Origin of the sequence: uncultured Pseudosulfitobacter sp., assembly GCF_963976325.1 — a bacterium.
In the GTDB taxonomy this organism is placed as follows: Bacteria; Pseudomonadota; Alphaproteobacteria; order Rhodobacterales; family Rhodobacteraceae; genus Pseudosulfitobacter.
Genome location: NZ_CAXBJW010000007.1, coordinates 1 through 25019, shown reverse-complemented (window position 1 = coordinate 25019; position 25019 = coordinate 1). Strand labels below are relative to the sequence as shown.

Sequence of the window (25019 nt, the reverse complement as noted above, 5' to 3'; positions counted from 1 at the left end):
CTCAAGGCTCACCCTGCCATCTGCCGTCAAATATCATTTCTTCCAGCGGCAGACGGCGCGACCAGCCTTTGACCTCCAGCTCGGGGCGGTCATACAGCTCGTCGACATAGCCAAGACACAGGTAGCCCACGATTTCGATCCGGTCGGGAATGCCCAGAATGGCCCGCAGGTCCGCATCCCGAAAGATGCTGACCCAGCCCATGCCGATCCCCTCGGCTCGCGCGGCCAACCACAGGTTCTGGATCGCGCAGACGGTGCTGTAGACATCCATGTTCGGATTGTGCGTGCGCCCCAGCACCACCTTGCCGCCCCGCGACCGGTCGCAGGTGACGCAGATGTTGACCGGCGCCTTGCGGATGCCCTCCAGCTTCAGCGATGTGTAAGTTTCGCGGCGGGTCCCTTCGAACATCTCGGCGGCCTCGGCATTGGCTTGCTGAAAGGCCCGCCAGACGCGATCGCGGTCTTGTTGCGCGCGGATCACGATGAAATTCCACGGCTGGCTCAGGCCGACCGACGGCGCGTGATGCGCCGCCTCCAGCAGCCTGCGCAACACGTCATCCGCCACCGGATCGGGCAGAAACTGGTCGCGCACGTCGCGGCGCGTGTGGATCGCTTTGTAAACGGCGTCTCGTTCAGCGGTGGAAAAGGGCGCGGCCTGCGCCAGCGCGGTGGATGTCGTCATTGTTTGGTCCCCAACAACACGTATATGCGGCCACCCTGCCGTCCACGCGGGGCACACCGTGCTGTCTGGCCGGTCTTCTGACTTGGGATCGCCTGGCCCCCTGCGCCTTCCCGGAGTGATCCAGTGGCATGTGCAGCAGGCCATCCCCCTTACAGCGTTGGGCACGTGCCGGAATTTCACCGGCTTCCCGATTCTCCCGACAGGCGGGCACCAGACAGGGGCAGGATGCACGGAAATTGCCGACGAACAAAAGCCCCACAGACGAAAAAAGGCCCCGGACGCTGCCGGAGCCTTTCAAATTCAGATGTCAGCCGCGCTTATTGCGGAATGTCGCCTTCGATGCCTTCGACATAAAAGTTCATGCCAGCCAGCGTGCCGTCATCGGCCGTTTCACCCTCGGCCAGCCAATCGCTGCCGTCCTGCTTTTTCAGCGGGCCGGTGAAGGGGTGGTATTCACCCGATGCGATCTGGTCTTTCAGCGCCAGCGCCTCGGCTTTGACCTCGGCGGGAACCGCGTCCGAAATCTCGCCGATGCCAACCATGCCCGGGCCAATACCGTCCCATGTTTCTGTCGAGGACCAAGTGCCGTCCATCACGGCCTTGGTGCGGGCGATGTAATAGGGTGCCCAGTTGTCGATGATCGAGGACACGCGCGGCATGGGCGCGTATTGCCCCATGTCGGATGCCTGACCAAAGGTGATCACGTTGCCCGCTTTTTGCGCCGCAGCCTGCGGAGCGGTCGAGTCGGTGTGTTGCAGGATCACGTCTGCGCCCTGTTCGATCAGAACCTTGGCGGCGTCGGCTTCCTTGGCCGGATCAAACCATGTGTAAGCCCAGATGATCTTGAACTGGACGTCAGGGTTAACCTTCTTGGCATGGATATAGGCCGAGTTGATGCCACGGATCACTTCGGGGATCGGGAACGACCCGATATAACCGACGATGTTCGATTTGGTCATCGCACCGGCGATATGCCCCTGAATGGCGCGGCCTTCATAGAAGCGGGCCGAATAGGTCGAAACGTTGTCAGCGCGCTTGTAGCCGGTGGCGTGCTCGAACTTCACGTTCGGGAATTTGGCCGCAACGTTGATGGTCGGGTCCATGTAGCCGAACGACGTGGTAAAGATCAGATCGGCACCGTCCAGCGCCATCTGCGTCATAACGCGTTCGCTGTCGGGGCCTTCGGCCACGCTTTCCACGTAGACGGTTTCGACCTTGTCGCCGAACTCTTCTTCCAGGGCCAGACGCCCTTGGTTGTGCTCGTAGGTCCAGCCGCCGTCGCCGACGGGGCCGACAAAGACAAAGCCGACCTTGGTCTTGTCCTGGGCAAAAGCGCCCGTGGCAAGGCCCAGCGTCAAGGCCGCCGTGGCCATCAGTTTGGTGAAGGTCATGAGTGTTATACTCCCCGGTTTATTGGCCTCAGTGCGAGGCATGGAAAATGCGCCCCAGAGAACCCGGTGCGCGGGATTTGTCAGCAGACAGGATCACCAGAACGATGATCGTTACGATGTAGGGTGACATTGCCAGATACTCGACAGGAATGGCAACGCCCGCGCCTTGCAGATTCAACTGCAACTGGGTGATGCCGCCGAAAAGATAGGCGCCCAGCAAAACGCGCCACGGCTTCCACGAGGCGAAGACGACCAGCGCCAATGCGATCCAGCCGACGCCGGCGGTCATGCCTTCGGTCCATTGCGGCACGCGGATCAGCGAAATATAGGCCCCGCCCAACCCCGCACAGGCCCCGCCGAACAGGATGGCGGCCATGCGGATGCGTTTGACCTTGTAGCCCAGTGCATGCGCCGCATCGTGGTTTTCCCCAACGGCGCGCAACACCAGACCGGCGCGGGTGTATTTCAGGCCCGCCCAGACGCCCAGCACGATCAGCAGCCCGATATAGACCATCGCATCATGGCTGAACAGAATGCGGCCCAGCACCGGAATATCGCTCAGCGGGCCAAGGTCCAGATCGGCCATGCGCGGCGGTTTCACCCCCACATAGCTTTGCCCCATCAGCGCCGACAGCCCCAGCCCGAACAGGGTCAGCCCAAGGCCGGACGCCACCTGATTGGCCAGCGCCACCTGTGTCAGGAACACGAACAACAGCGACAGCACCGCACCGCCCGCCGCCGCCCCGATGAACCCCAGCGCGGGCGATCCGGTGTTCACCGCCACGATAAAGCCCGCGATGGCGCCGACGATCATCATCCCCTCGACGCCCAGGTTCAGAACGCCCGCACGTTCCACCACCAGCTCGCCCGTGGCGGCCAGAAGGATCGGGGTGGCCGCACTCATCAGGGCGGCCAGCAAAAGGATCGGATTGATTACTGACAGGTCCATCACGCCACCTCTGCCGCGCCGAAACGCAGCCTGTAGTTGGTCAGCACATCCAGCGCCAACAGGAAAAACAACAACATGCCCTGAAACACCTGAATGGCGGCAGCGGGCAGGCCAAGCTGCGATTGTGCAATGTCACCGCCGATATAGGTCAGCGCCATCAACGCACCGGCCAGCAGAATGCCAATGGGATGCAACCGGCCCAGAAAGGCCACGATGATCGCGGTAAATCCATAGCCCACGTTAAAGTCGATGGTGATCTGGCCCGCTGGTCCCGCGACCTCGAACATGCCGGCCAGCCCCGCCAGCATCCCCGACGCGCCCAGACAGAACAGCACCAGCCGCGCGGGGTTCACACCGCCGAACTTGGCCGCCCGCGGCGCTTCACCCGTGACCCGAATGGCAAAACCCAGCCGGTGCCGCGTCAGCAGAACATAGGCGAATATCACCGCAATCAGCGCGGCCACAACGCCCCAATGCATCCCCGATCCGGCGATGATCTCTGCGTTATGAGCGGATGCATATTGTTGCAGGTTCCGCGAACCCGGAAAGCCATAGCCTTCGGGGTTTTTCAGCAACCCCAGGGACATCGACGACAAAAGCTGCTCGGCCACGTAGACCAGCATCAGGCTGACCAGAATTTCATTGGTCCCGAACTTGACCTTCAACAGCCCCGGGATCATCGCCCACAGGAACCCGCCCAGGCCGCCACACAGGACCATCAGCGGGAAAATCCACCATGCGTCCAGCGGATAGAACGCCAGTGCCGCCGCCGCTCCGCAGATCGCACCGATGATGTACTGCCCCTCGGCTCCGATGTTCCAGATGCCCGCGCGAAACCCCAGCGCCAGCCCCATGGCGATCAACACCAAGGGCGCGCCTTTGACCAGCAGTTGCGGGCGGTAATAAAACGCAAACTCTCCAAACAGCGGCTGCCAGAAAATCGTCAGGATGGATTGCAGCGGGTCCTTGCCCAGCACCGCAAACAGCAGCCCGCCAAAGACCATCGTCGCCAGCACCGCCAACAGCGGCGTGGCCAGCGCCATCGCCCGGCTTGGCTGTGGCCGCTTCTCAAGCCTGATCATGCGCGGCCCCCATCTTCATCTTGCAAAATAACCGCGCCCCGAAGGGCCGGTCGGCCAAATATCCAAAGGTCACACATGGGCCACCTCCATCCCGTGTGCGCCGCCCATCATCTGACCGATCTCGGCCACCGTCAGCCCTGCTGCGGGGCGCACCGCACTCAGCCGTCCTTCGTTCAGGGCGGCAAAATTGTCTGAAATCTCCATCAGCTCGTCCAGATCCTGCGAAATCACGATCACCGCAGCACCGCCTTCGGCCAGATCCAGCAGCGCCTGCCGGATCGCGGCGGCGGCAGAGGCATCGACACCCCAGGTGGGCTGGTTCACCACCAGAACTTCGGGCCGTTGCAATATCTCGCGCCCGATCACGAACTTCTGCAAGTTGCCCCCCGACAGGGACCGCGCCGCGTTGCCCGGTCCCGGCGTGCGCACGTCGAAATCGGCGATGATCTGGTTGGCAAAGCTGCGCGCCGCGCCCCAGTTCAGCAGCCCGTTGCGCTCCAGCCCCTGGCGCGCGGCACCGGTCAGCATGGCGTTTTCGGTCAGCGACATATCGGGGGCGGCGGCATGGCCCAACCGTTCCTCGGGCGCGGTCAGCAAGCCCGCCGCGCGTCGCGCGTTCGGCCCCAACCGGCCCATGTCGCCCCCCTTGAAAAACACAGTTCCGCCAGGCACTTGCACCTCGCCCGACAGGGCCGACAGCAATTCGTCCTGCCCGTTGCCCGCGACACCGCCAATGCCCAGCACCTCGCCCGCGCGCACCGAAACCGAAATCTCGCGCAGCGGCATCCCAAAGTCCGAGGCCGGCGGCAACGACAGCCCGCGCAGCTCCAGCAGCACATCGCCCACGGGTCCGGCGGCCTTTTGCGGCGGCTTCAGCGCGCTGCCCACCATCATTTCCGCCATGTCCGCGGCCGACGTGTCACGCGGAATGCAATGCCCCACGACCTTACCCAATCGCAGGATCGTCGCCGCATCGCACAGGCTGCGGATTTCCTCCAGCTTGTGCGAGATATACAGGATCGCCGTGCCCTCGGCCGACAGCTTGCGCAGGGTGGTGAACAGGATGTCGACCTCTTGCGGGGTCAGCACGCTGGTGGGTTCGTCCATGATCAGCAACTTGGGGTCTTGCAGCAGGCAGCGGATGATCTCGACCCGCTGCCGTTCGCCCGCCGACAGATCCCCCACCAGCCGGTGCGGCGCCAGCGGCAGGCCATAGGTTTCCGACACCGCCTTGATCTGTGCCGCAAGCTGGCGCATCGGCGGCGCGTTTTCCATTCCCAGCGCGATGTTCTCGGCCACGGTCAGCGCGTCGAACAGCGAAAAATGCTGAAACACCATGCCGATGCCCGCCGCCCGCGCCGCGCGCGGATCAGCAGGGGCAAAGCCCGTCCCGTTCAGCGCCATCTGCCCTGCGTCGGGTTTGACCAACCCGTAGATCATCTTGACCAGCGTCGATTTGCCTGCGCCGTTCTCGCCCAACAGCGCGTGCACTTCGCCCGGCTGGATGGTCAGGCTCACGCTGTCATTGGCCACCACGCCCGGATAGGCTTTGGTCACGCCGGAAAGGTCCAGAAGGGCTGTCATGCGGTCTCTTTCGTCAGGGCGGGCAAAGGCTTGCGCGCCATTAGTAGCTGTGCGGCCACACCCACGGCAATGGCTTTGGGATGTTTTCCAAGGGCCGGATCGCCGATGGGGCAGGTGATGCGGTCAATTCGGGCAGGGGCGTGACCCAGCGCCGTCAGACGGCTGCGAAACCGCGCCCATTTGGTGGCCGATCCGATCAGCCCCGCAAAGGCAAACTCGCGGTTCAGCAGATGGTGGCATAGCTCCAGATCATAATCATGTTCGGGCGTCATGATGTAATGCGCCGCGCGGTCATCGGCACGCGCCAGTACGTCGGTGGGCACCGCATCAGTGCGGGCAATCGCACCCGGCAATTGCACCAGCTCGCCCGCGCGCACATCGCTGACCAGCACGTCATACTGCGGCAGGTCACTCAGCACGCCGGCCAGCGCGCGGCCGACATGGCCCGCGCCGTAAATCACCACCTGCTGCCGCTCTTGCCACAGCGATTCCGCCATCCAGCCGCCTTGCAGCATCGCGCGCAACGGCACCGCGCCATCAGCGGCCCGCGCACAGGCGCGCTGCATCTGCGTCGGCATAGGGGCCGCCCCGCTGACCCGCCGCGCCCAGACGCCGGCGCACTCCGTCTCGATGGCCCGAAACCGCGCCGCGTCGAACCATTCCAGCACGATCACCACAGCCCCGCCGCAGCATTGGTTCAGCGTTGGCCCCAGCGCCAGCTTTTCCATCCGCGCGGGCGGCGCATCCAGCGCCAGCATCTCGCGCGCATGGCGGATGGCTTCCAGTTCCAGCCGCCCGCCGCCGATGGTGCCCGACAGCCCGTCACCCCAGACCAGCATCGACGTGCCCGCCGCGCGTGGCGCCGACCCTCGCACCTCGGCCAGCACGATCCGCACAACGCGGCCCTGCGCCTCGATGGCAGTGCCAAGGGCATCCAGATCCATCATGCGCCGCGCGCCCGGTGAATGGCCGCCAACACCTGTTCGGCGGTGGCCGGCGCGTGCAGATCGGGATAGGCGTCGCCACAGGATGCCACCGCATCCGACAGCGCCATCAGGGTCGCAATGCCCAGCATCAACGGCGGCTCGCCCACCGCTTTGGATTTGTAAATCGTATCGGCGCGGTTCTCGCCGTCCCAAAGTGCGACGTTGAACACCTCGGGCCGGTCGCCGCAGGCGGGGATCTTGTAGGTCGACGGCGCGTGCGTGCGCAGCGCGCCGCTGTCATCCCAAACCAGTTCCTCGGTGGTCAGCCAGCCTGCGCCCTGAACAAAACCACCCTCGACCTGTCCGATGTCCAGCGCGGGGTTCAGCGACGCACCGGCATCATGCAGAATATCCGCCCGCAGCATCCGGTTCTCGCCGGTCAACGTGTCCACCGCCACCTCGACCGCCGCAACGCCGTAGGCAAAGTAAAAGAACGGGCGGCCATGTCCCTTGATCCGGTCCCACGAAATTTCGGGGGTTTTGTAAAAGCCGGTCGACGACAGGCTGATCCGCGCCTGATGCGCCAGCGCCGCCACCTCGGCAAAGCTGTACTCGACGCCGCCCGCCGTCACCCGCCCGTCCTTGAACACCACATCGGCAGGCCTGCACTGATGCAACTGCGCCAGATGCAGCTCGATCCGCTCGCGGATGGTGTCGCAAGCATTGCGCACCGCCATCCCGTTCAGGTCAGACCCCGACGATGCCGCGGTGGCGGATGTGTTGGGCACCTTGGCCGTGTCCGTTGCCGTGATGCGCACAGCCTCCATCGGCACACCGAACCGGCTGGCCGCCACCTGCGCCACCTTCTGGAACAGGCCCTGACCCATTTCGGTCCCGCCGTGGTTCAGATGGATCGACCCGTCGGCATAGACATGCACCAGCGCCCCCGCCTGATTGAGATGCGTCAGCGTAAACGAAATCCCGAACTTCACCGGCGTCAGCGCCAGCCCCTTTCGGATCACACCGCCGCGCGCGTTCCACGCGTCCACCGCCGCCCGCCGCGTGGCATAGTCCGCCGTGTCCTCAAGCCGCGCCAGCATCTCGTGCCCAATGAAATCGTCCACCTCTTGCCCATAGGGTGTCGTCTGTATCTTTTGGCCGGAAATATCCCCGCCGGAGGCATAAAAGTTTGCCCGCCGCACCGCCGTCGGATCGGCGCCCAAGGCATGGGCCACGTGATCGACGATCCGCTCCATCCCCAGCATCCCTTGCGGCCCGCCAAAGCCGCGAAAGGCGGTGGCGGACTGGTGGTTGGTTTTCCAGCGGTGGCTGGTGATGCGCACCGCGGGCAGGTGATAGGCATTGTCGGCATGCAGCATCGCGCGGTCGGCCACCGGCAGCGACAGGTCCATCGCCCAGCCACAGCGGGTGTCGTGGCGCACGTCCAGCGCCAGAATGCGCCCCGCGTCGTCATAGGCCACGTCATAGGTGATGCGGAAGTCGTGGCGCTTGCCGGTGATGATCATGTCATCATCCCTGTCATAGCGCATCTTGCAGGGGCGGCCCGTCGCGCGGGCGGCAACGGCACAGGCCACGGCCAACGCGTTGCCCTGGCTTTCCTTGCCCCCGAACCCGCCGCCCATGCGCCGCGTCTCGACCCGTACGGCGTGCATGTGCTGGCCGATGGCCTCGGCCACCTTGTGCTGGATTTCCGACGGGTGCTGGGTGGACGAATGCACATGCATGTCGCCGTTGTCACCGGGCAGGGCAAGGGCGGCTTGGCCCTCGAGGTAAAAGTGTTCCTGCCCGCCGATCTCCATCACCCCCGACAAACGGTGCGGCGCATCGGCAAAGCCTGCGTCCAGATCGCCACGCGCATAGACGCGGGGGCCATCCTCGAACCGGCTGTCGGCGGCCTCGGCCTGTTCGATGGTCAGGATCGGCTTGGTCTTTTCAATCGTCGCACGGCCCAGCCGCGCCGCGCGGCGGGCAGCACCGTGGCTGGTGGCGATGACCAGAAACAGCGGCTGGCCAATGTAATGCACAGCATCCGTCGCCAGCAACGGCTCGTCATGGTTCGAGGGCGATACATCGTTGTCAAAGGGCAGATCGCCAGCCGTCATCACCGCAACCACACCGGGGCTTTCACGCACCGCGTCAAGGTCCAGCGCGGTCAGTGTTCCGGCAGCGACGGTGCTGGTGCCAAAGGCCAGATGCAGCGTGCCGCGCGGCGTCGGGATGTCGTCCACATAACGCGCGGCCCCCGTCACATGCAGGCGGGCGGCGTCGTGGGGCAGGGGTTGTGCGACACTCATGCGCGGACCTCCAGCACCGATGTTGGCGCGCCTTGGTCTTCGGACCATGCCCGCAACAGCATGTTCTGCGCGGCCTCCATCCGGTAGGCGGCACTGGCGCGCATGTCGGACAGGGGGGTGAAGTCCTGCGCCAGCGCGGCCATCGCGGCGCGCGCTGTGTCTTCACTCCACGGCCGGCCCGTCAGCGCCGCTTCAGCCTTGGGCGCACGCTTGGGCGTGGCCGCCATGCCGCCAAAGGCGATGCGGGCGGTTTTGATGGTGCCCTCCGCAACTTCGATCCAGAAGCATCCGCAAACGGCGGAAATGTCTTGATCAAAGCGTTTCGACAGCTTGTAGCAGCGCAGGTGGTCTGCGCCCCGTGGCACCGTGATATGGGTCAGGAACTCGCCCTTCTGCCGGTCCTGTTTGCCATAGTCGATGAAGAAATCGGCAATGGGCAGGCTGCGCGTGTCGGCACCACGTCGCAAATGAACGGTCGCATCCAGCGCGATCAGCGCCGGTGGGCCGTCACCGATGGGCGAGCCGTTGGCGACATTGCCGCCGAGGGTCGCGGCATTGCGCACCTGTGCGGATCCATAGCGGCGGATCAGCTCGGCAAAGGCGGGGTGGTGTTCGGCCATGACGGGGTGCAAGTCTGACAGGGTGGTCATCGCCCCGATGGTGATCACGTCATCGCTGACCGTCACTCCACGCAGGCCGTCCACATGGGTCAGGAACGCGGTCTGCCCCAGATCGCGCATTTGCTTGGTCACCCACAGGCCCACATCCGTGGCACCCGCGATCAGCGTGGTGTCGGGGTGGGCCGCGTACCAGTCGGCAAAGGCGTCGAGGGTGGTGGGGTGGTTTGGGGGCTCTGCCCCCGCCTGCGGCTCCCCCGGGATATTTTTGGCCAAAAGAAGCGGGGTGTCGTGCATGTGGGCGGGGACGGGCGCGCTTTGGGCGGCTTGGGCCGCGCGGATGATCGGGGCGTAGCCGGTGCAGCGGCACAGGTTGCCCGCCAGCGCGGTGTCATGGTCGGTGCGACCGTTCAGGTGGTTGGCGGCCATGGTGGTGACAAAGCCGGGCGTGCAAAAGCCGCATTGCGACCCGTGGTGGTCGATCATCGCCTGTTGCACCGGGTGCAGGGTGCCATCGGGGGCGCTGATGCCTTCGACGGTGCGAATGGCTTTGCCGTGCAGTTGCGGCAGGAACAGGATGCAGGCGTTCAGCGGGCGGGCGCTGTCGGCATCGGTGACGATCACCGAACAGGCGCCGCAATCGCCTTCGTTGCAGCCTTCCTTGGTGCCGGTCAGGCCGCGGGTTTCGCGCAGCCAGTCGAGGAGTGTCGTCGTGGGGGAGACATCTGTCGCCGTGACGTCCTCTCCGTTCAGACGAAAAGACACGTTCATGAGGTTCTGACCTGCCACCCTACCAATGCCCGACAAGGCGCGGCGTCGATGTGGCGTAGACGGCGCGCGGGCGTGTTGGCGTTCAGCCTAGGCGGGCAAGGTGTTGCATTGCAAGAGATTTGGCGATGTACCCAAGGGCAGGCACCGGAAAGTGGCGCGAAAGGCGTCAATGCGCTGGCAGGGGGTGCGGCGCGGCGTTAGGGTTGGGCCATGCCCCATGATCCCCGATTCATTCACCTGCGCACCCATTCCGAGTATTCCCTGCTGGAGGGCGCGCTGCGGCTGAAAAAGCTGCCCGACCTGTGCAAAAAACATGACATGCCCGCGCTGGCGCTGACCGACACCAACAACATGTTCGCAGCGCTGGAATATTCCGTGACCCTGTCGGGGGCGGGTATCCAGCCGATCATCGGTTGCCAGGTCGATCTGACATGGGTCGAGACCCGCCCCGGCGACCGCCCGCGCCTGCCTGCGGGGCTGGTGCTGCTGGCCCAGAACGAGACGGGTTACGAAAACCTGATGAAGCTGAATTCGTGCCTGTACCTGAAAGGCGACGGGCAGTTGCCGCAGGTGACGCTGGACGAGCTTGAGGCATTATCAGGGGGGCTGATCTGTCTGACAGGCGGGCCCGAGGGCCCCGTGGGCCAGCTCTTGCGCGCAGGTCAACGCCCCGCGGCGCAGGCGATGATGGACCGGCTGGCCGCGGCCTTCCCGCAGCGTCTGTATGTCGAATTACAGCGCCACCCCGGTTCGGATGGCCCCCCCGACGCCGAAAAGCTGACCGAGCAGCCCTTTGTCGAGATGGCCTATGCGATGGACCTGCCTTTGGTCGCCACCAACGACGTCTATTTTCCGGCCTCGGATATGTACGAGGCGCACGACGCGTTGATCTGTATCGCCGAGGGCGCCTATGTCGACCAGCAACAGGACCGCCGTCGCCTGACCAACCAGCACTATTTCAAATCGCAATCCGAGATGGTGACCCTGTTTGCCGACCTGCCCGAGGCGGTCCAGAACACCGTGGAAATCGCCAAACGCTGCGCCTTTATGGCCTATCGCCGCGATCCGATCCTGCCGAAGTTTGCCGATGACGAGGTGGTCGAGCTGCGCCGTCAGGCCAACGAGGGCCTGCAAGCGCGGCTGGCGGTGATCCCGCATGCGGCGTCGGTGGAGGATTACCAGAAACGGCTGGATTTCGAGCTGGACATCATCGAGGGCATGGGCTTCCCCGGCTACTTTCTGATCGTTGCCGATTTCATCAAATGGGCCAAGGACGAGAATATCCCCGTTGGTCCGGGCCGTGGGTCGGGGGCGGGCAGTCTGGTGGCCTATGCGCTGACGATTACCGACCTTGATCCACTGCGCTACGCGCTGCTGTTCGAGCGGTTCCTGAACCCTGAACGGGTCAGCATGCCCGACTTTGACATCGACTTTTGCATGGACCGCCGCGAAGAGGTGATCCGCTACGTGCAGCAGAAATACGGCCGCGACAAGGTGGGGCAGATCATCACATTCGGTGCGCTGCTGTCCAAGGCGGCGGTGCGCGACATCGGGCGGGTGTTGCAGATGCCTTACGGGCAGGTCGACCGTCTGTCGAAACTGATCCCGGTCGAGGGCGTCAAACCCGTCAGCATCGCCAAGGCGCTGATCGACGAGCCGCGCCTGCGCGACGAGGCGCGCAACGAAGAGGTGGTCAAACGGCTGCTGGATTACGGCCAGCAGGTCGAGGGGCTGTTGCGCAACGCATCGACCCACGCCGCCGGTGTGGTCATTGGCGACCGCCCGCTGGACGCGCTGGTGCCGCTGTACCAGGACCCGCGGTCCGACATGCCCGCGACGCAGTTCAACATGAAGTGGGTGGAACAGGCCGGTCTGGTCAAGTTCGACTTTCTGGGTCTGAAAACCCTGACCGTGATCCAGAACGCCGTGGACCAGATCCGCGGGGCGGGGCGCGACCTGCACATCGGCGCGGACGGCACGCAGCTATATGAACCCGCGCCGGGGACCGAGAACGACATCAACGCCATCCCGCTGGATGACGAGGCCTCTTACAAGCTCTACGCCGCCGCCAAGACGGTCGCCGTGTTCCAGGTGGAATCCAGCGGCATGATGGACGCGCTGAAGCGGATGAAACCGACCTGTATCGAGGACATCGTGGCCCTTGTGGCGCTCTACCGTCCCGGTCCGATGGAAAACATCCCGACCTATTGCGAGGTCAAGAACGGCCAGCGCGAACGCGAGAACCTGCACCCGACCATCGACCACATTCTGGACGAGACTCAGGGCATCATCGTCTATCAGGAACAGGTGATGCAGATTGCGCAGGAAATGGCGGGCTACAGCCTTGGCGGTGCCGACCTGCTGCGCCGTGCGATGGGTAAGAAAATTCAGGAAGCGATGGACGCCGAGCGGCCCAAGTTCCTGGAAGGGTCCAAGGCCAATGGCGTCGACAAGGACAAGGCGATGGAGGTCTGGAACCTGTTGGACAAATTCGCCAACTACGGTTTCAACAAATCCCACGCGGCGGCCTATGCGGTGGTCAGCTATCAGACCGCATGGCTCAAGGCGAACCACCCGGTGGAATTCATGGCCGGTGTGATGAACTGCGATATCCACCTGACAGACAAGCTGGCGATTTACTTCGAAGAGGTCCGCAAGGCGATGGGCCTGCCGTGGGTGCCGCCTTGCGTGAACCGCTCTGATGCGACGTTCAAAGTGGTGGATGGCGCGTTGGTCTATGCGCTGGGCGCGCTGAAAAACGTGGGTCTAGAGGCGATGAAGCTGGTGACCGAAGGGCGCAAGGTGGACGGGGTGGACAAGCCCTTTGCCACGCTCTTTGATCTGGCGCGGCGGGTTGATCTGAAACGGGTGGGCAAGCGTCCGCTGGAAATGCTGGCGCGGTCGGGGGCGTTCGACCAGCTCGACAACAACCGCCGCCGGGTGTTCGATTCAATTGAATCTCTCTCTAAGTACAGCGCGGACGTTCACTATCCTAAAGACGGGGCTATGGCAGACCTGCTTGGAGGGGCGGAGGCTGGTGAAGAACCTCGCCTTTCTCCGGGTGATGATTACATGCCCGCCGAACGGCTGAGCGAAGAGTTCAAGGCCGTGGGCTTTTACCTGTCGGGTCACCCGCTGGACGACTATGCCGGTGCGCTGAAACGCAAGGGCGTGCAGACGCTGGACGAGGTGATCGCCGATGTGGAACGGCGCGGCGCCAAGAATGCCAAACTGGCGGGCGTGGTCGCGGGCTGTCAGATCCGCAAGTCGGCCAAGGGCAACCGCTTTGCCTTTGCGCAACTGTCGGACACGACAGGCGCCTACGAGGTCACGCTGTTTTCCGAGGCCTTGGAAAAATCGCAGGACTTTCTGGTCACCGGGGCCAAGGTGATCATCACCGCCGAGGCGACGATGGAAAGCGATCAGTTGAAGCTGCTGGCGCGGTCCGTGGCCCCGATTGATGCCGTGGTGGCCGATGTGGGCGGCATGGGGCTGCGTGTGTTCATCAACGACGCAGGCGCGGTCGGCTCGATCGCCACGGTGCTGGAAGGGGCCGCCCAAGGCCAGCGCGCCATCGGGCGCGGGCCGGTGCAACTCTGCCTGATGGGCGCGGGGCTGAACGGCGAGGTTGACGTGGAACTGGGCGATGATTTCCCGGTGAACCCGCAAATCAAGGGCGCGATCAAAAGCCTGGGCGGCGTGGTGTCGGTCGAGGAAATTTAGGCAGGCGCTGGCCCGCCGCGCCGACTTGGTGGACACCGGCGCAACCCTTGCGTTAACACTTGCGCACGCAGATGCAGGAGGTGCGGCGTGCGCAAGGCTTTGACAGGATTGGCAATTGGGCTTGCCTTGGCGGGCTGCGGTGATCCGCTGGACAAGGTCGAACACATCGCCGACGTGGAACTGGCCGACGATCAACCCACAGCCGCTGCCTTGCCCTCGTCCGACGAACTGGCCCGCGAGGGCGGTTTCTTTGCCGGCCTGTTCAAGGGCAAAGAGACAGACGCACCGGATCAGGCGGCCCCACCGGAAGCCGAAGCTGCCGCCGAGGATACGCGCGCCGAGGACGGGTCCGGCGATGATGTGCCCACCGCCGAAACGGAAGCCGAACCTGAAGAGGCCGCGGTGACGGCGCTGGTCGAACCGGAAAAGCGCCGTGGCCTGTTCGGCCTGTTGCGCGGCACGCCGGCCCCGCAAGACGATGCGCCCGCAGCCACCGTGCAAACCGCATCCTTGTCCCCCGACAGTCCTGAAGTCGCCCCGCAAGCGCAGGTTTCGGACACAAAACGGCGCGGCCTGTTCGGCGGCGGTCGTGCGGCACGTGCCGCGGGCCCCGACATGCTGGATGTGCCGCTGGGCGCTGTGCTGCCCTATGGTGCCATTGCACGGGTGTGTGATGCGAACCCCAAACAGTTGGGCACCAGGATCGACAAGGCGCCCGCACAGGGCAACGGCTTTACGCTCTATGACAGCAACCCGCAAAGCACCGCGGCGCGTACCTTTTATGTCACCGGGTTTTCCGACGGCTGCCCGCGCCAGTTCACCGCCGCACTGGCCATGTTCGGCGCGCCGTCGATGCACGAGCAGTTGCGCTACGGGCAACCTTCCGAAGAATACCCCTACAGCGACACCGACAAAGCCTATGAAAAGATCAAATCGCAAATCTGCCGCGTCGGCAAACGCAAACCCTGCGGCAGCGCCATCAGCCGGCTTGAGCGGGACACGGTGTTTATCAGCACCTACGAACACTTCGGCAACAACGCCCGCTGGTCCGACATCCTGCTGCACGACGGTCAGGTGATGGCGGCGGCGATCAAAACGCCCTAAGCGGCTTGGCGCCAGCCGACCCTCCGGGGGGGATTTTTTAAACCAGAGAAGCCATGAATCGGGGCTTGCACGCGCGGCCTTTGCTTCATCTTGCCCGATAAACTCTCCCCGAAGGGTCGGGCCGCCACCGGGCCGAAGCCGTCAGTAATGCGGCGGGCGTTCGTCACCGACCACGGTGCCACCAGTGGTCTGGGATTCGCGTTCGCCCTCGCGCTGCATCAACATGTGGACACGGCGGGTCAGGGTGGCGATTTCACCTTCCTGGCGGGCGACAATATCCGACAGATCGTCGACGGTGCGGATCAGGTGGGCGATCTGTTCTTCGAGCTGTTCCATGCGGGATCTCCTTGTTGGTGCCCATGTGGGCCATCCTGCCACCGCTTGCAATGGGGCGCGAGGTGCTTGCCCCCATCTGGCCCATATCGTAAGCCCATGCGCGAACGCTGATCCGATCGGAGCCTGTCATGGCAAAGCCCAAAAAGACCCCACGCCCCAAGGCGGAAACGCCCAAAGGCTTTCGCGACTATTTCGGAACCGAGGTCACCGCCCGGACCGAGATGCTGCAAGCGATTGCCGGGGTCTATCATCGCTATGGCTTTGACGCGCTGGAAACCAGCGCGGTCGAGACGGTCGAGGCGCTGGGCAAGTTCCTGCCCGACGTGGACCGCCCCAACGCGGGCGTCTTCGGCTGGCAAGAGGACGGCGAGGGCGACAAGCCCGGCGACTGGCTGGCGCTGCGCTATGACATGACCGCGCCGCTGGCGCGGGTCTATGCCCAGCACCGCAACGATTTGCCCAGCCCCTATCGCCGTTATGCAATGGGCCCCGTCTGGCGCAATGAAAAGCCGGGGCCGGGCCGGTTCCGGCAGTTTTACCAATGCGACGCCGACACCGTCGGCAGCGCCAGCATGGGCGCAGACGCCGAGATTTGCGCGATGCTGGCCGACACGCTGGAACAGGTCGGCATCCCGCGCGGCGACTACATCATTCGCGTCAACAACCGCAAAGTGCTGAACGGTGTGATGGAGGTTGCGGGCGTGCTGGACCCCGCCAACCCCGATGCGATGGAACACGAGCGCGGCATCGTCCTGCGGGCCATCGACAAGCTGGACCGTCTGGGCGTGGTCGGCGTGCGCGCGCTGCTGGGGGCAGGGCGCAAGGATGACAGCGGCGATTTCACCGACGGCGCGGGGCTGAGCGAGGCGCAGGCCGACGTTGTGATGGGCTTCATGGAGGCCAAGCGCGACAGCGGTGCGGCCACCGTGGCGCGGTTGCGTGAACTGGTCGCGGGGTCGCAGACCGGCGAGACCGGCGTGGACGAGCTGGAAGAGATCGCGGATCTGCTGGCGGCAGGCGGCTATGGCCCCGACCGGATCGAGATTGATCCCTCGGTCGTGCGCGGCCTTGGCTACTACACCGGCCCCGTCTACGAGGCCGAGCTGACCTTTGAAATCTTTGACGAGAAAGGCCGCAAGCGGCAGTTCGGGTCAGTCGCCGGCGGCGGGCGCTATGACGATCTGGTCAAACGCTTCACCGGACAGGAAGTGCCCGCGACCGGCGTGTCCATCGGCGTCGACCGTTTGCTGGCCGCCCTGACCGCCAAGGGTCGGATGGAACGCGCCGTGCAAGGCCCCGTGGTTGTCACCGTGATGGACCGCGCTCGGATGGCTGACTATCAGGCGATGGTGGCCGAACTGCGACAGGCCGGCATCCGCGCCGAGGTTTATCTGGGCAACCCCAAGAACTTTGGCAACCAGTTGAAATACGCCGACAAACGCGGCAGCCCCGTGGCCATCATCGAAGGTGGCGACGAAAAGGAACGCGGTGTCGTGCAGATCAAGGACCTGATCCTTGGCGCCAAGATCGCGGAAACCGCCACCCACGAGGAATGGAAGGACCGGCCCAGCCAGTTCGAAGTGCCCCGTGACCAGATGCTGGCCAAGGTGCGCGAAATCCTCGAAGGACAAGACCCATGATCACCCGCGAAGGCCGTGCCAAGGCGGTTGCCCTGCGGGACCGGTTCGAGGCCGCAGGCGCACAAGTGGTCGAGCCGCCAATGCTGCAAAGCGCCGAGTTGCTGCTTGACCTCTACGGCGAAGACATCCGCGCGCGGGCCTATGTCACCAGCGACGCGCTGCGTGGCGAACAGATGCTGCGGCCCGATTTCACGGTGCCGGTGGTGCAGATGCACATGGCGCACGGGGCAGACCCCGCGCGTTATACCTACGCGGGCGAGGTGTTTCGCCGGCAAGAGGACGACCCAGACCGCGCCAACGAATTCCTGCAAGTGGGGTTCGAGGTGTTCGACCGCGCCGATCCGGCAGCCGCCGATGCCGAAGTGTTCGCGCTGATGGCCGAAGCCGTCGCGGGGCTGAACCTGCGCGCGGCCACCGGCGACATCGGCATTCTGACGGCCGCAGTCAACGGTCTGCGCACCACCGAGGCACGGCGCGCCGCCCTGCTGCGCCACATCTGGCGCCCGCGTCGGTTCCGCGCCTTGTTGGACCGGTTCGCGGGGCGCACGCCCGTGCCCGCCAGCCGCAAGGCGCTGTTGGCCAACCCGCAGCCGCGTCTGGGGGCCGCACCGCTGATCGGTGTCCGCACCGATGCCGAGATCGAGGCACGCATCAGCGCGCTGCACGCCGACGCCGCCGCCAAACCGATCAGCGACGGCGAGATGGACCTGCTGGATACGCTGCTGAACGTGCGTGAAACCGTGCCCTTTGCCCTGTCGCAACTGCGCGATCTGACCGTGGACATGCCGTCGATTGCGGACGCGGTCGAAGGGCTGGCCGCGCGATCCGATGCGCTGGTGGCACGGGGCGTGGACGTGGATACGCTGGATTTCGAGGCCAGCTATGGCCGCACGTCGATGGAATATTACGACGGCTTCGTCTTTGGCTTTTATGCCGCAGGGCGCGCCGATCTGCCTGCGGTGGTCAGCGGCGGGCGCTATGACGCGCTGACCCGCAGACTGGGCGGCGGCGCGGAAATTCCGGCGGTGGGGGCCGTGTTGCGCCCCGGCCTGATGGCCGAACTGGAGGCAGGCGCATGATCAAACTGGGTGTGCCGTCCAAGGGGCGGCTGATGGAAAAAACATTCGACTGGTTTGCGGCCCACAACATCCGGCTCAGCCGCACAGGGTCTGACCGCGAATACGCCGGCGCCGTGACGGGGATCGACGGCGTGTCGCTGGTGCTGCTGAGCGCGGGCGAGATTCCGCGCGAACTGGCGGCGGGGCGCATCCATCTGGGCGTGACCGGCACCGATCTGGTGCAGGACAAGCTGCCGCTGTGGGAACAGCAGGTCGAACCGCTGGAGGAAATGGGCTTTGGCGAAGCGGACCTGATCGTGGCGGTCCCGCAGGCCTGGGTCGACGTGGACACGCTGGACGATCTGGACGCGGCGGCGGCGGCGTTTCGGGCGACACATGGCTACCGCCTGCGGATTGCCACCAAGTATCACCGTCTGGTGCGCGAATTCCTGCGTGACGCAGGGGTGGCCGACTATGCCATCGTTGACAGCCAGGGCGCCACCGAAGGCACGGTCGCCAATGAAACCGCCGAGGCGATTGCCGACATCACATCCAGCGGCGAGACGCTGCGGGCGAACCACCTGAAAGTGTTGTCCGACGGGCTGATCCTGCGGTCGCAGGCGACGCTGTGGCGGTCGCGGGTGGCCGATGTGGCGGATGAGGACCGCAAGGCGATGTCCGAAGTTCTGGCGCGTCTGGGCTGAGCGATGCGCACTTTGCCGGGGGCAGGAGCCTCCGGCGGGGATATTTTTCGCCAAAAGAAAGCCGGTTACAGCACGCCGATTTCTGCCAGCGCGCGGTTCAGCTCGACGGGCAATGGTTCTTCCGACTCGCGGCCCTTGGGCAGGTCGGGTGGCGCGTCGGCGGGCATCAGGTAACGCCAGCCCTGAAAGGGGCGGCGCAGGCTGGTCTGGGTGCGAATGACCTCGGGCTCCAGCACGATGGCGCAGCGGCGGATGCCGTCGCCGCCGGTGATCTCGTCCAGACGCAGAATGCGCTGGCGGGCCTGAATGACGCCCTTGATCACCCAGTAGATCGAGCCGCCGTTCAGGATTTCATCGACCCGTTTGGGAAACATGCGGGTCACGTGACGGGGCTGGCCCTTGGCGGTTTGCGCCTGTTTGCCGGACTGCCATGCGATCAGATCATCGACATTTTCGGTGCCAACGCTCAGCTTGATCAGGTTTACACATGGTTTGTTCACAGAGTTACCCACAGAATCATATCCCCCATACTCTATGATGTAGCTTTTGCAGGGAGGGCTTCAATAGGTAGTGGTTTGAGGTTGTGATTTCAGCCCGGGTCAGGCATCTTGGTTATCTTTCCACAAGCCAGAGAATCGACGCCATGACACGCTTTGCCGCCCCGATCGCAGAACAAATTTGGGATATGAAATACCGGTTCAAGGCAGCCGATGGCACGCCCAAGGACGTGACGGTCGAAGACACCTGGCGCCGCATCGCCCGCGATCTGGCACAGGTCGAAAAAGACCCCGCCACATGGGAAGAGAATTTTTATGGCGCGCTGGAAGATTTCCAGTACCTGCCCGCCGGCCGCATCACCGCCGGGGCAGGCACCGCGCGCAAGGTCACGTTGTTCAACTGCTTTGTCATGGGCACAGTGCCCGACAGCATGGGCGGCATTTTCGATATGCTGAAAGAGGCCGCGCTGACCATGCAGCAGGGCGGCGGCATCGGCTATGATTTCAGCACCATCCGCCCCAAGGGCGCGGATGTGCACGGCGTGGCCGCAGATGCCTCTGGCCCGCTGTCGTTCATGGACGTCTGGGACGCCATGTGCCGCACCATCATGTCTGCAGGCAGCCGCCGCGGCGCGATGATGGCCACCATGCGCTGTGACCACCCCGACATCGGCGATTTCATCACAGCCAAGTCCGACGCCGCCCGTCTGCGCATGTTCAATGTCAGCGTCCTGATCACCGACGCGTTCATGGAAGCCGTGAAGGCCGATGCGTCCTGGGATCTGGTGTTCGATGGCAAGGTCTACAAAACCGTGCAGGCGCTGGACCTGTGGAACCAGATCATGCAGGCGACCTATGACTATGCCGAACCGGGCGTGATCTTCATCGACCGGATCAACGCCGCCAACAACCTGAGCTATTGCGAAACCATCGCCGCCACCAACCCGTGCGGCGAACAGCCCCTGCCGCCCTATGGCGCCTGCCTGCTGGGGTCGATCAACATGGCGCGGCTGGTGGCCGATCCGTTCGGCGCAAACGCCGGTCTGGACGAAGACAAGATGACCCGCCTTGTCGCCACCGCCATCCGCATGATGGACAACGTGGTGGATGCATCGAAATTCCCGCTGCCCGAACAGGAACGCGAGGCGCAGCAAAAGCGTCGCATCGGTCTGGGTGTCACCGGTCTGGCCGACGCACTGCTGATGGTCGGCCTGCGCTATGGCTCGGACGAGGCTGCGGCCCAGACCGAGGCCTGGCTGAAAGCGATTGCACGCGCGTCCTATCTGGCCTCGGTTGACCTGGCCAAGGAAAAGGGCGCCTTTCCGCTGTTCGACGCCGACGCCTACCTGGCCTCGGGCAACATGATGAACATGGACGACGACGTGCGCGACGCGATCCGCACCCATGGCATCCGCAACGCCCTGCTGACGTCGATTGCGCCCACCGGCACCATCTCGCTGTATGCGGGCAACGTCAGCTCGGGGATCGAGCCGGTCTTTGCCTATGCCTATACCCGCAAGGTGCTGCAAAAGGACGGATCGCGCACCGAGGAAGAGGTGGTCGATTACGCCGTGCAATTGTGGCGCGACCTGAAAGGCGACGCCGAGCTGCCCGACTATTTCGTCAACGCCCAGACACTGGCCCCCGCCGACCACGTCAAAATGCAGGCGGCGGCGCAGAAATGGATCGACAGCTCGATTTCCAAAACCATCAACTGCCCCGCCGACATCAGCTTTGACGCGTTCAAGGATGTCTACATGCAGGCGTGGGACACCGGCTGCAAAGGCTGCACAACCTACCGCCCCAACGACGTGACCGGCAGCGTGCTGAGCGTGTCGGAAGACAAGCAAGCCGCCCCCGAGGTCATCGCCAATTCCGACGCCGAACCGATGCAGCCGCATGGCGACGTGATCTATATGGCCGACCCGCTGGACCGCCCCGAAACGCTGGAAGGGAACACCTACAAGGTCAAATGGCCCGACAGCGAGCACGCGATTTACATCACCATCAACGACGTGGTGATCGGCGGCCGCCGCCGTCCGTTCGAGGTGTTCATCAACTCGAAAAACATGGAGCATTTCGCCTGGACCGTGGCCCTGACGCGGATGATTTCGGCCGTGTTCCGGCGCGGTGGCGATGTGTCCTTCGTGGTGGAAGAGCTGAAGGCGGTCTTTGACCCGCGCGGTGGTGCATGGATGCGCGGCAAATACATCCCGTCGATCCTGGCCGCGATTGGCGGCGTGATCGAACAGCACATGATCGTCACAGGCTTTATCGCGGGCGAGGGGATGGGCCTGAAAACCGACCCGACGGCGAAAGTGGTCGAGCTTGAGAACGCAGCCCCCCGCGGCAAGGCGTGCTCGTCCTGCGGCAGCTACGAATTGCGCATGGTCGAAGGCTGCATGACCTGTGCGTCGTGCGGGTACAGCAAGTGCGGGTGAGAGAGTTTGAGACGCACTAAGAAAGTGTGAGACCCACCAATAAATGTCCATTTCCACTGTTTTTTTGACCTTTCCACACAGACCAAATGACCACCGTCAACCTTAGTTGGCGGTGGTTTTGTTTTATATCAATGGCTTATGGTGAAATGCGCGGTGCGCTTATTCTGATCCAAGGACGGCTGTCCAAAGGTCAGCGCCAGCATTGACGTACCTATGAAAATGTTCTCATTTCGTTCTCAAGGATCCGGATCCTCTTACTGAAACCCTTGGCAGCCCCACGCTGCCAAATGCTGGCCGCCACAAGTTGGGCGTGCCGGATATGAGAGGACATTCAATGCCACGCATAAAATTTGCCGACGTCAGTTTCCCGGATCACAACATCCCTTCGGGCTACGACATCGAAGTCCGTTTAAAGAAGTTCCTAGATCGTTTCAGAGAACAGATTGGTAGCCCAAAATTTGACTACGCGCTGTCCGACTCGGACCGGCTAAAAATCAAACGGAGATCGGCTGCGTATCTCAGCGCGGTTTCACGCCGATCTGGCATGGATCATCTTGACCCGAAGGACCGTGCGCGACTTGAGGTTTTCCGCAATGGCGCACAAGTACAGCCAGTGGAGACCGAGCACCGCGCTGACGAAATCGCCAGTTGTCTCCACACTGAGATGCCTTGGATGGCTCCTGCAACAGAGCGTCTTTTGCACGAGATGCGGGCTTCGGTCCGCAACGGCGATCCTGCGCCCCTTGTCCGGCCGATGCTCCTCGTCGGTCCGCCAGGGATCGGCAAGAGCCACTGGTCTCGCCTGCTGGGCGCGCAGCTCTCCGTGCCGACGACAATCATAGAGGCCACAGGTGAGCCGGCCGCATTTGCGGTTACGGGGTCTCAAAAGGGATGGGGATCAGCGGGCCCAGGAAGGGTTCTGGAAGCGATCATGGCCTCTCAGATTGCGAATCCTGTGGTCGTGGTCGACGAGATCGAGAAAGCGGGCCCAGCGGTTTCCACGAAAGGGCAATCATATGATTTATCTCAAGGCTTATTGCCGCTCCTCGAGCGATTGACTGCACAAAGCTGGAGCTGTCCCTATTACAGAGTGCCATTCGACATGTCTTGGATAACATGGATTCTGACAGCAAACAGTGTGAACGGTCTGTCAGCGCCTTTCCTGAGCCGTTGTCCCCCGATGCAGCTGTCATCGCTCTCCATGAACCACCTCATCAGTTTTGCAGATCGTGAAGGCGTAAGACGCCAATTGCCACATGATGCCATTGATGCCGTGAAAGAGGTCATCGAGGCGATTCAGGCGCCGCATCTCGTCAGCCTGCGGTCGGTCATACGGATGTTGGATTCAGTCGAACAAAACATCAACCGCCCCCTTTTGCACTGAACAGAAGCGGCCCGGGCGAAGGCTGAGAACCGCTGGCCAACTTCGGTCCGATCAAATTCCCCCCATTTCAATTCAGGATACACTCCATGCCTTTTAATCATACTCAAAAGCTTTGGACGCAAAAGCTGATCGCTGCGCTTGCCGCCGCTGACACTGGCCCATCCGCATCCGATCTCGTCAATGCGCCTATTCTCAATCATTGGCGCTCCCTTGTGACGCCCAAGGGCTCACCGTTCCTTTTCGGCATGGTCTCGGGTCATCCCCGCCTCGGATCGAGATGGATTACGACCTCCCAGCTCGTTGGGATCAATTCTGAGGCTGGGTGGGCGCGCACCGCCTCGCGCTGGTACCAGCTGTCGTGTCCTTTCGCCGACCTTGAAGCGAAGGTAGCACGTGGTCTCGGCGTGAGCGAAGAAGATCGGCCTAACTTCTTGCAACTAAATATGCCCGGTTGCCAGTCATTGGACGACATTACCAAACTTTCCTTGCTTTTGTCTGCTTGGCGCGATCGCATTTTGCAGGCCGGGGCCGAGGGTGACTGACATGTCAAATGATGATGAACCAAAATTCTTTTCTTTCGAAGAACGCCAGCGGCAGAAAGCATGCTCGCGTGCGCAACACAAAGTGCGTCTCGCGCGGGGGAGGTTTCGTCAATGGAAATTACAGCGTAGGAACATGCCGCCTCGAAATTCCTGCCCGGATCGTGTTGCCCTTTTCAGAAGCAAGCGAACCGGACTTACAGGGGAGATATCGCTGGAGCGGAAACCGGTTCCCCTGCGTTGGGTTTGAGAGGGAGACTGGATCCCGCCTAAGACTGACATCGCTTGGGGCCGCTACGAAGCTTCAACCAGTACGGACAAGATCAACATGCCCGATGGACTGACAACCTTCAATTCCTTCTACTTGCCCTGGCGCGACGTTCCCGGGTCTCTTCCAGAAGACATCGATATTTTTGCAGTCGGCGATGTCCATGGGCAGGCTAAGCTACTTGAGCAGGTACTCGGCGAAATCAGGAATACCCCACGCGAAGCGCACAAACGGCATCTCGTCTTTTTGGGCGACCTTATTGACCGGGGACCAGAATCCATCCGTGCTGTTGATCTGGCGATGAGAGCCGGGCAGCTTGCGGATGTGGGTGATCTACATGTTCTTCCCGGCAATCATGATCTTGTTTTGATGCTGGCGCTCGAAGACCCAAAGTATCTCGACTTCTGGGGAATGCTGGGCGGTGACAGGGTCATGGCCGAGCTTGGTCTGTCGGCAGAAACGCACAGTTGGGAGGAGATAGCGGCAAAGCTGAAAGATAATCTGCACCCTGAATATCTGAGAGCAATGGTTTCGGGGGCGACCCATCTCTATCTTGGTGACCTCCTGTTCGTGCATGCAGGAATACATCCATTTCAGAACCGCGCAGCCTTTCTGGGGCTGTCCCGCCGCTTCATCAAAATGGAAGATCACTGGGCGAATATCCGTCATACTTTTTTGACCCACCGCGGCGGGTGGGACGTCACCGATCCTGATCCGAAGCGGCGCGAGCAACAACCGACTGTCGTCGTGCATGGCCACACGCCCGCGGTGCGCCAGGACCTTGTCGCAGCCGGGGATTTGGATATCTGTGACGGAGTTGATGACTATCGAACGGTCGCACTCGATATCGGTGCTGCGTACAGACCTCAATTGGGTTTCGCACATTTTAGGACGCGTGCAGGCCAGGCGGAGGTTCAGATCCGTGCGGTGAGTAAGCCAGTCGTTTGAAGCGACCGGCCCAGACCGGACCTTCAGGCCAGTCTCGGCCGCTACGGCGGCGTAGTCGAA

General features: G+C 63.2%; 19 protein-coding genes and 1 riboswitch. Of the genes, 9 read left to right on the top strand and 10 right to left on the bottom strand.

Annotated features, from left to right (window positions below; translation table 11 throughout):
• Position 1: 1 nt before the first annotated feature.
• The 8 genes from bluB to xdhA form a co-directional block, all read right to left on the bottom strand.
• A complete protein-coding gene (bluB, locus tag AAC077_RS15375; protein WP_339771143.1) occupies positions 2 to 682 on the bottom strand; it encodes a 5,6-dimethylbenzimidazole synthase in 681 nt (226 codons plus the stop codon).
• A 49-nt stretch (positions 683 to 731) separates the two neighbouring features.
• Positions 732 to 912: riboswitch (cobalamin riboswitch) on the bottom strand.
• Between the two features lie 87 nt (positions 913 to 999).
• Entirely contained in the window at positions 1000 to 2073 is a 1074-nt protein-coding gene (locus AAC077_RS15370) for a BMP family ABC transporter substrate-binding protein (protein ID WP_339771141.1), read from the bottom strand.
• 28 nt (positions 2074 to 2101) lie between these two features.
• On the bottom strand, positions 2102 to 3022 hold the full coding sequence (locus tag AAC077_RS15365) for an ABC transporter permease (protein WP_339771139.1): 921 nt from the start codon (positions 3020 to 3022) through the stop codon (positions 2102 to 2104).
• Positions 3022 to 4104, bottom strand: coding sequence for an ABC transporter permease (locus tag AAC077_RS15360; RefSeq protein ID WP_339771137.1), 1083 nt, complete (start codon positions 4102 to 4104; stop codon positions 3022 to 3024). Before AAC077_RS15360 ends, AAC077_RS15365 begins: the two co-directional genes overlap by 1 nt.
• Positions 4105 to 4173: 69 nt before the next feature.
• The gene (locus AAC077_RS15355; protein WP_339771135.1) at positions 4174 to 5688 is read right to left on the bottom strand and encodes an ABC transporter ATP-binding protein; all 1515 of its coding nucleotides are present in this window, start codon (positions 5686 to 5688) and stop codon (positions 4174 to 4176) included.
• Positions 5685 to 6635: a xanthine dehydrogenase accessory protein XdhC gene (gene xdhC, locus AAC077_RS15350; protein ID WP_339771133.1), complete on the bottom strand. Its 951-nt coding sequence runs from the start codon at positions 6633 to 6635 to the stop codon at positions 5685 to 5687. The genes AAC077_RS15355 and xdhC overlap by 4 nt, the downstream gene beginning before the upstream one ends.
• The gene (xdhB, locus tag AAC077_RS15345; RefSeq protein WP_339771131.1) at positions 6632 to 8929 is read right to left on the bottom strand and encodes a xanthine dehydrogenase molybdopterin binding subunit; all 2298 of its coding nucleotides are present in this window, start codon (positions 8927 to 8929) and stop codon (positions 6632 to 6634) included. The genes xdhC and xdhB overlap by 4 nt, the downstream gene beginning before the upstream one ends.
• The gene (gene xdhA, locus AAC077_RS15340) at positions 8926 to 10317 is read right to left on the bottom strand and encodes a xanthine dehydrogenase small subunit (protein ID WP_339771129.1); all 1392 of its coding nucleotides are present in this window, start codon (positions 10315 to 10317) and stop codon (positions 8926 to 8928) included. Before xdhA ends, xdhB begins: the two co-directional genes overlap by 4 nt.
• Before the next feature lie 210 nt (positions 10318 to 10527).
• Between xdhA and dnaE the strand changes: the two genes are divergently transcribed.
• Positions 10528 to 14040, top strand: a complete 3513-nt coding sequence (gene dnaE, locus AAC077_RS15335; protein ID WP_339771127.1) for a DNA polymerase III subunit alpha — start codon at positions 10528 to 10530, stop codon at positions 14038 to 14040.
• 108 nt (positions 14041 to 14148) lie between these two features.
• Positions 14149 to 15144, top strand: a complete 996-nt coding sequence (locus AAC077_RS15330; RefSeq protein ID WP_339771125.1) for a hypothetical protein — start codon at positions 14149 to 14151, stop codon at positions 15142 to 15144.
• 141 nt (positions 15145 to 15285) lie between these two features.
• On the opposite strand, the gene AAC077_RS15325 is transcribed toward AAC077_RS15330, so the two are convergent.
• On the bottom strand, positions 15286 to 15480 hold the full coding sequence (locus AAC077_RS15325; RefSeq protein WP_339771123.1) for a SlyX family protein: 195 nt from the start codon (positions 15478 to 15480) through the stop codon (positions 15286 to 15288).
• Positions 15481 to 15608: 128 nt separating this feature from the next.
• Here AAC077_RS15325 and hisS point away from each other — a divergent pair, with 128 nt between their 5' ends.
• The 3 genes from hisS to hisG are packed head-to-tail and all read left to right on the top strand — an operon-like array spanning position 15609 to position 18882.
• Positions 15609 to 17120 (top strand): histidine--tRNA ligase, encoded by a 1512-nt coding sequence (gene hisS / locus AAC077_RS15320; RefSeq protein WP_339771121.1) that lies wholly within the window; start codon positions 15609 to 15611, stop codon positions 17118 to 17120.
• Complete coding sequence (locus AAC077_RS15315; protein WP_339771119.1) at positions 17117 to 18199, top strand: ATP phosphoribosyltransferase regulatory subunit; 1083 nt, start codon at positions 17117 to 17119, stop codon at positions 18197 to 18199. The genes hisS and AAC077_RS15315 overlap by 4 nt, the downstream gene beginning before the upstream one ends.
• The gene (gene hisG, locus AAC077_RS15310; protein ID WP_339771117.1) at positions 18196 to 18882 is read left to right on the top strand and encodes an ATP phosphoribosyltransferase; all 687 of its coding nucleotides are present in this window, start codon (positions 18196 to 18198) and stop codon (positions 18880 to 18882) included. The genes AAC077_RS15315 and hisG overlap by 4 nt, the downstream gene beginning before the upstream one ends.
• Positions 18883 to 18947: 65 nt before the next feature.
• On the opposite strand, the gene AAC077_RS15305 is transcribed toward hisG, so the two are convergent.
• On the bottom strand, positions 18948 to 19382 hold the full coding sequence (locus tag AAC077_RS15305) for a DUF1489 domain-containing protein (protein ID WP_339771115.1): 435 nt from the start codon (positions 19380 to 19382) through the stop codon (positions 18948 to 18950).
• A 143-nt stretch (positions 19383 to 19525) separates the two neighbouring features.
• On the opposite strand from AAC077_RS15305, the gene AAC077_RS15300 reads away from it, so the two are divergent.
• From AAC077_RS15300 to AAC077_RS15285, 4 genes are all read left to right on the top strand, one after another.
• The gene (locus AAC077_RS15300; RefSeq protein WP_339771113.1) at positions 19526 to 21820 is read left to right on the top strand and encodes an adenosylcobalamin-dependent ribonucleoside-diphosphate reductase; all 2295 of its coding nucleotides are present in this window, start codon (positions 19526 to 19528) and stop codon (positions 21818 to 21820) included.
• Positions 21821 to 22154: 334 nt separating this feature from the next.
• Complete coding sequence (locus tag AAC077_RS15295) at positions 22155 to 23204, top strand: AAA family ATPase (protein ID WP_339771110.1); 1050 nt, start codon at positions 22155 to 22157, stop codon at positions 23202 to 23204.
• A gap of 86 nt (positions 23205 to 23290) precedes the next feature.
• Positions 23291 to 23746 carry a DUF6634 family protein gene (locus tag AAC077_RS15290; protein WP_339771108.1) on the top strand — a complete coding sequence of 152 codons (456 nt, stop codon included), beginning with the start codon at positions 23291 to 23293 and terminating at the stop codon, positions 23744 to 23746.
• A 325-nt stretch (positions 23747 to 24071) separates the two neighbouring features.
• Positions 24072 to 24959: a metallophosphoesterase gene (locus AAC077_RS15285; RefSeq protein ID WP_339771106.1), complete on the top strand. Its 888-nt coding sequence runs from the start codon at positions 24072 to 24074 to the stop codon at positions 24957 to 24959.
• The last annotated feature ends 60 nt before the right edge of the window (positions 24960 to 25019 follow it).

Bases quoted from the DNA above. Each gene is read 5' to 3' on its own strand.
- bluB (WP_339771143.1), bottom strand. From the start codon at position 682: ATGACGACATCCACCGCGCTGGCGCAGGCCGCGCCCTTTTCCACCGCT.
- AAC077_RS15370 (WP_339771141.1), bottom strand. From the start codon at position 2,073: ATGACCTTCACCAAACTGATGGCCACGGCGGCCTTGACGCTGGGCCTT.
- AAC077_RS15365 (WP_339771139.1), bottom strand. From the start codon at position 3,022: ATGGACCTGTCAGTAATCAATCCGATCCTTTTGCTGGCCGCCCTGATG.
- AAC077_RS15360 (WP_339771137.1), bottom strand. From the start codon at position 4,104: ATGATCAGGCTTGAGAAGCGGCCACAGCCAAGCCGGGCGATGGCGCTG.
- AAC077_RS15355 (WP_339771135.1), bottom strand. From the start codon at position 5,688: ATGACAGCCCTTCTGGACCTTTCCGGCGTGACCAAAGCCTATCCGGGC.
- xdhC (WP_339771133.1), bottom strand. From the start codon at position 6,635: ATGATGGATCTGGATGCCCTTGGCACTGCCATCGAGGCGCAGGGCCGC.
- xdhB (WP_339771131.1), bottom strand. From the start codon at position 8,929: ATGAGTGTCGCACAACCCCTGCCCCACGACGCCGCCCGCCTGCATGTG.
- xdhA (WP_339771129.1), bottom strand. From the start codon at position 10,317: ATGAACGTGTCTTTTCGTCTGAACGGAGAGGACGTCACGGCGACAGAT.
- dnaE (WP_339771127.1), top strand. From the start codon at position 10,528: ATGCCCCATGATCCCCGATTCATTCACCTGCGCACCCATTCCGAGTAT.
- AAC077_RS15325 (WP_339771123.1), bottom strand. From the start codon at position 15,480: ATGGAACAGCTCGAAGAACAGATCGCCCACCTGATCCGCACCGTCGAC.
- hisS (WP_339771121.1), top strand. From the start codon at position 15,609: ATGGCAAAGCCCAAAAAGACCCCACGCCCCAAGGCGGAAACGCCCAAA.
- AAC077_RS15315 (WP_339771119.1), top strand. From the start codon at position 17,117: ATGATCACCCGCGAAGGCCGTGCCAAGGCGGTTGCCCTGCGGGACCGG.
- hisG (WP_339771117.1), top strand. From the start codon at position 18,196: ATGATCAAACTGGGTGTGCCGTCCAAGGGGCGGCTGATGGAAAAAACA.
- AAC077_RS15300 (WP_339771113.1), top strand. From the start codon at position 19,526: ATGACACGCTTTGCCGCCCCGATCGCAGAACAAATTTGGGATATGAAA.
- AAC077_RS15295 (WP_339771110.1), top strand. From the start codon at position 22,155: ATGCCACGCATAAAATTTGCCGACGTCAGTTTCCCGGATCACAACATC.
- AAC077_RS15290 (WP_339771108.1), top strand. From the start codon at position 23,291: ATGCCTTTTAATCATACTCAAAAGCTTTGGACGCAAAAGCTGATCGCT.
- AAC077_RS15285 (WP_339771106.1), top strand. From the start codon at position 24,072: ATGCCCGATGGACTGACAACCTTCAATTCCTTCTACTTGCCCTGGCGC.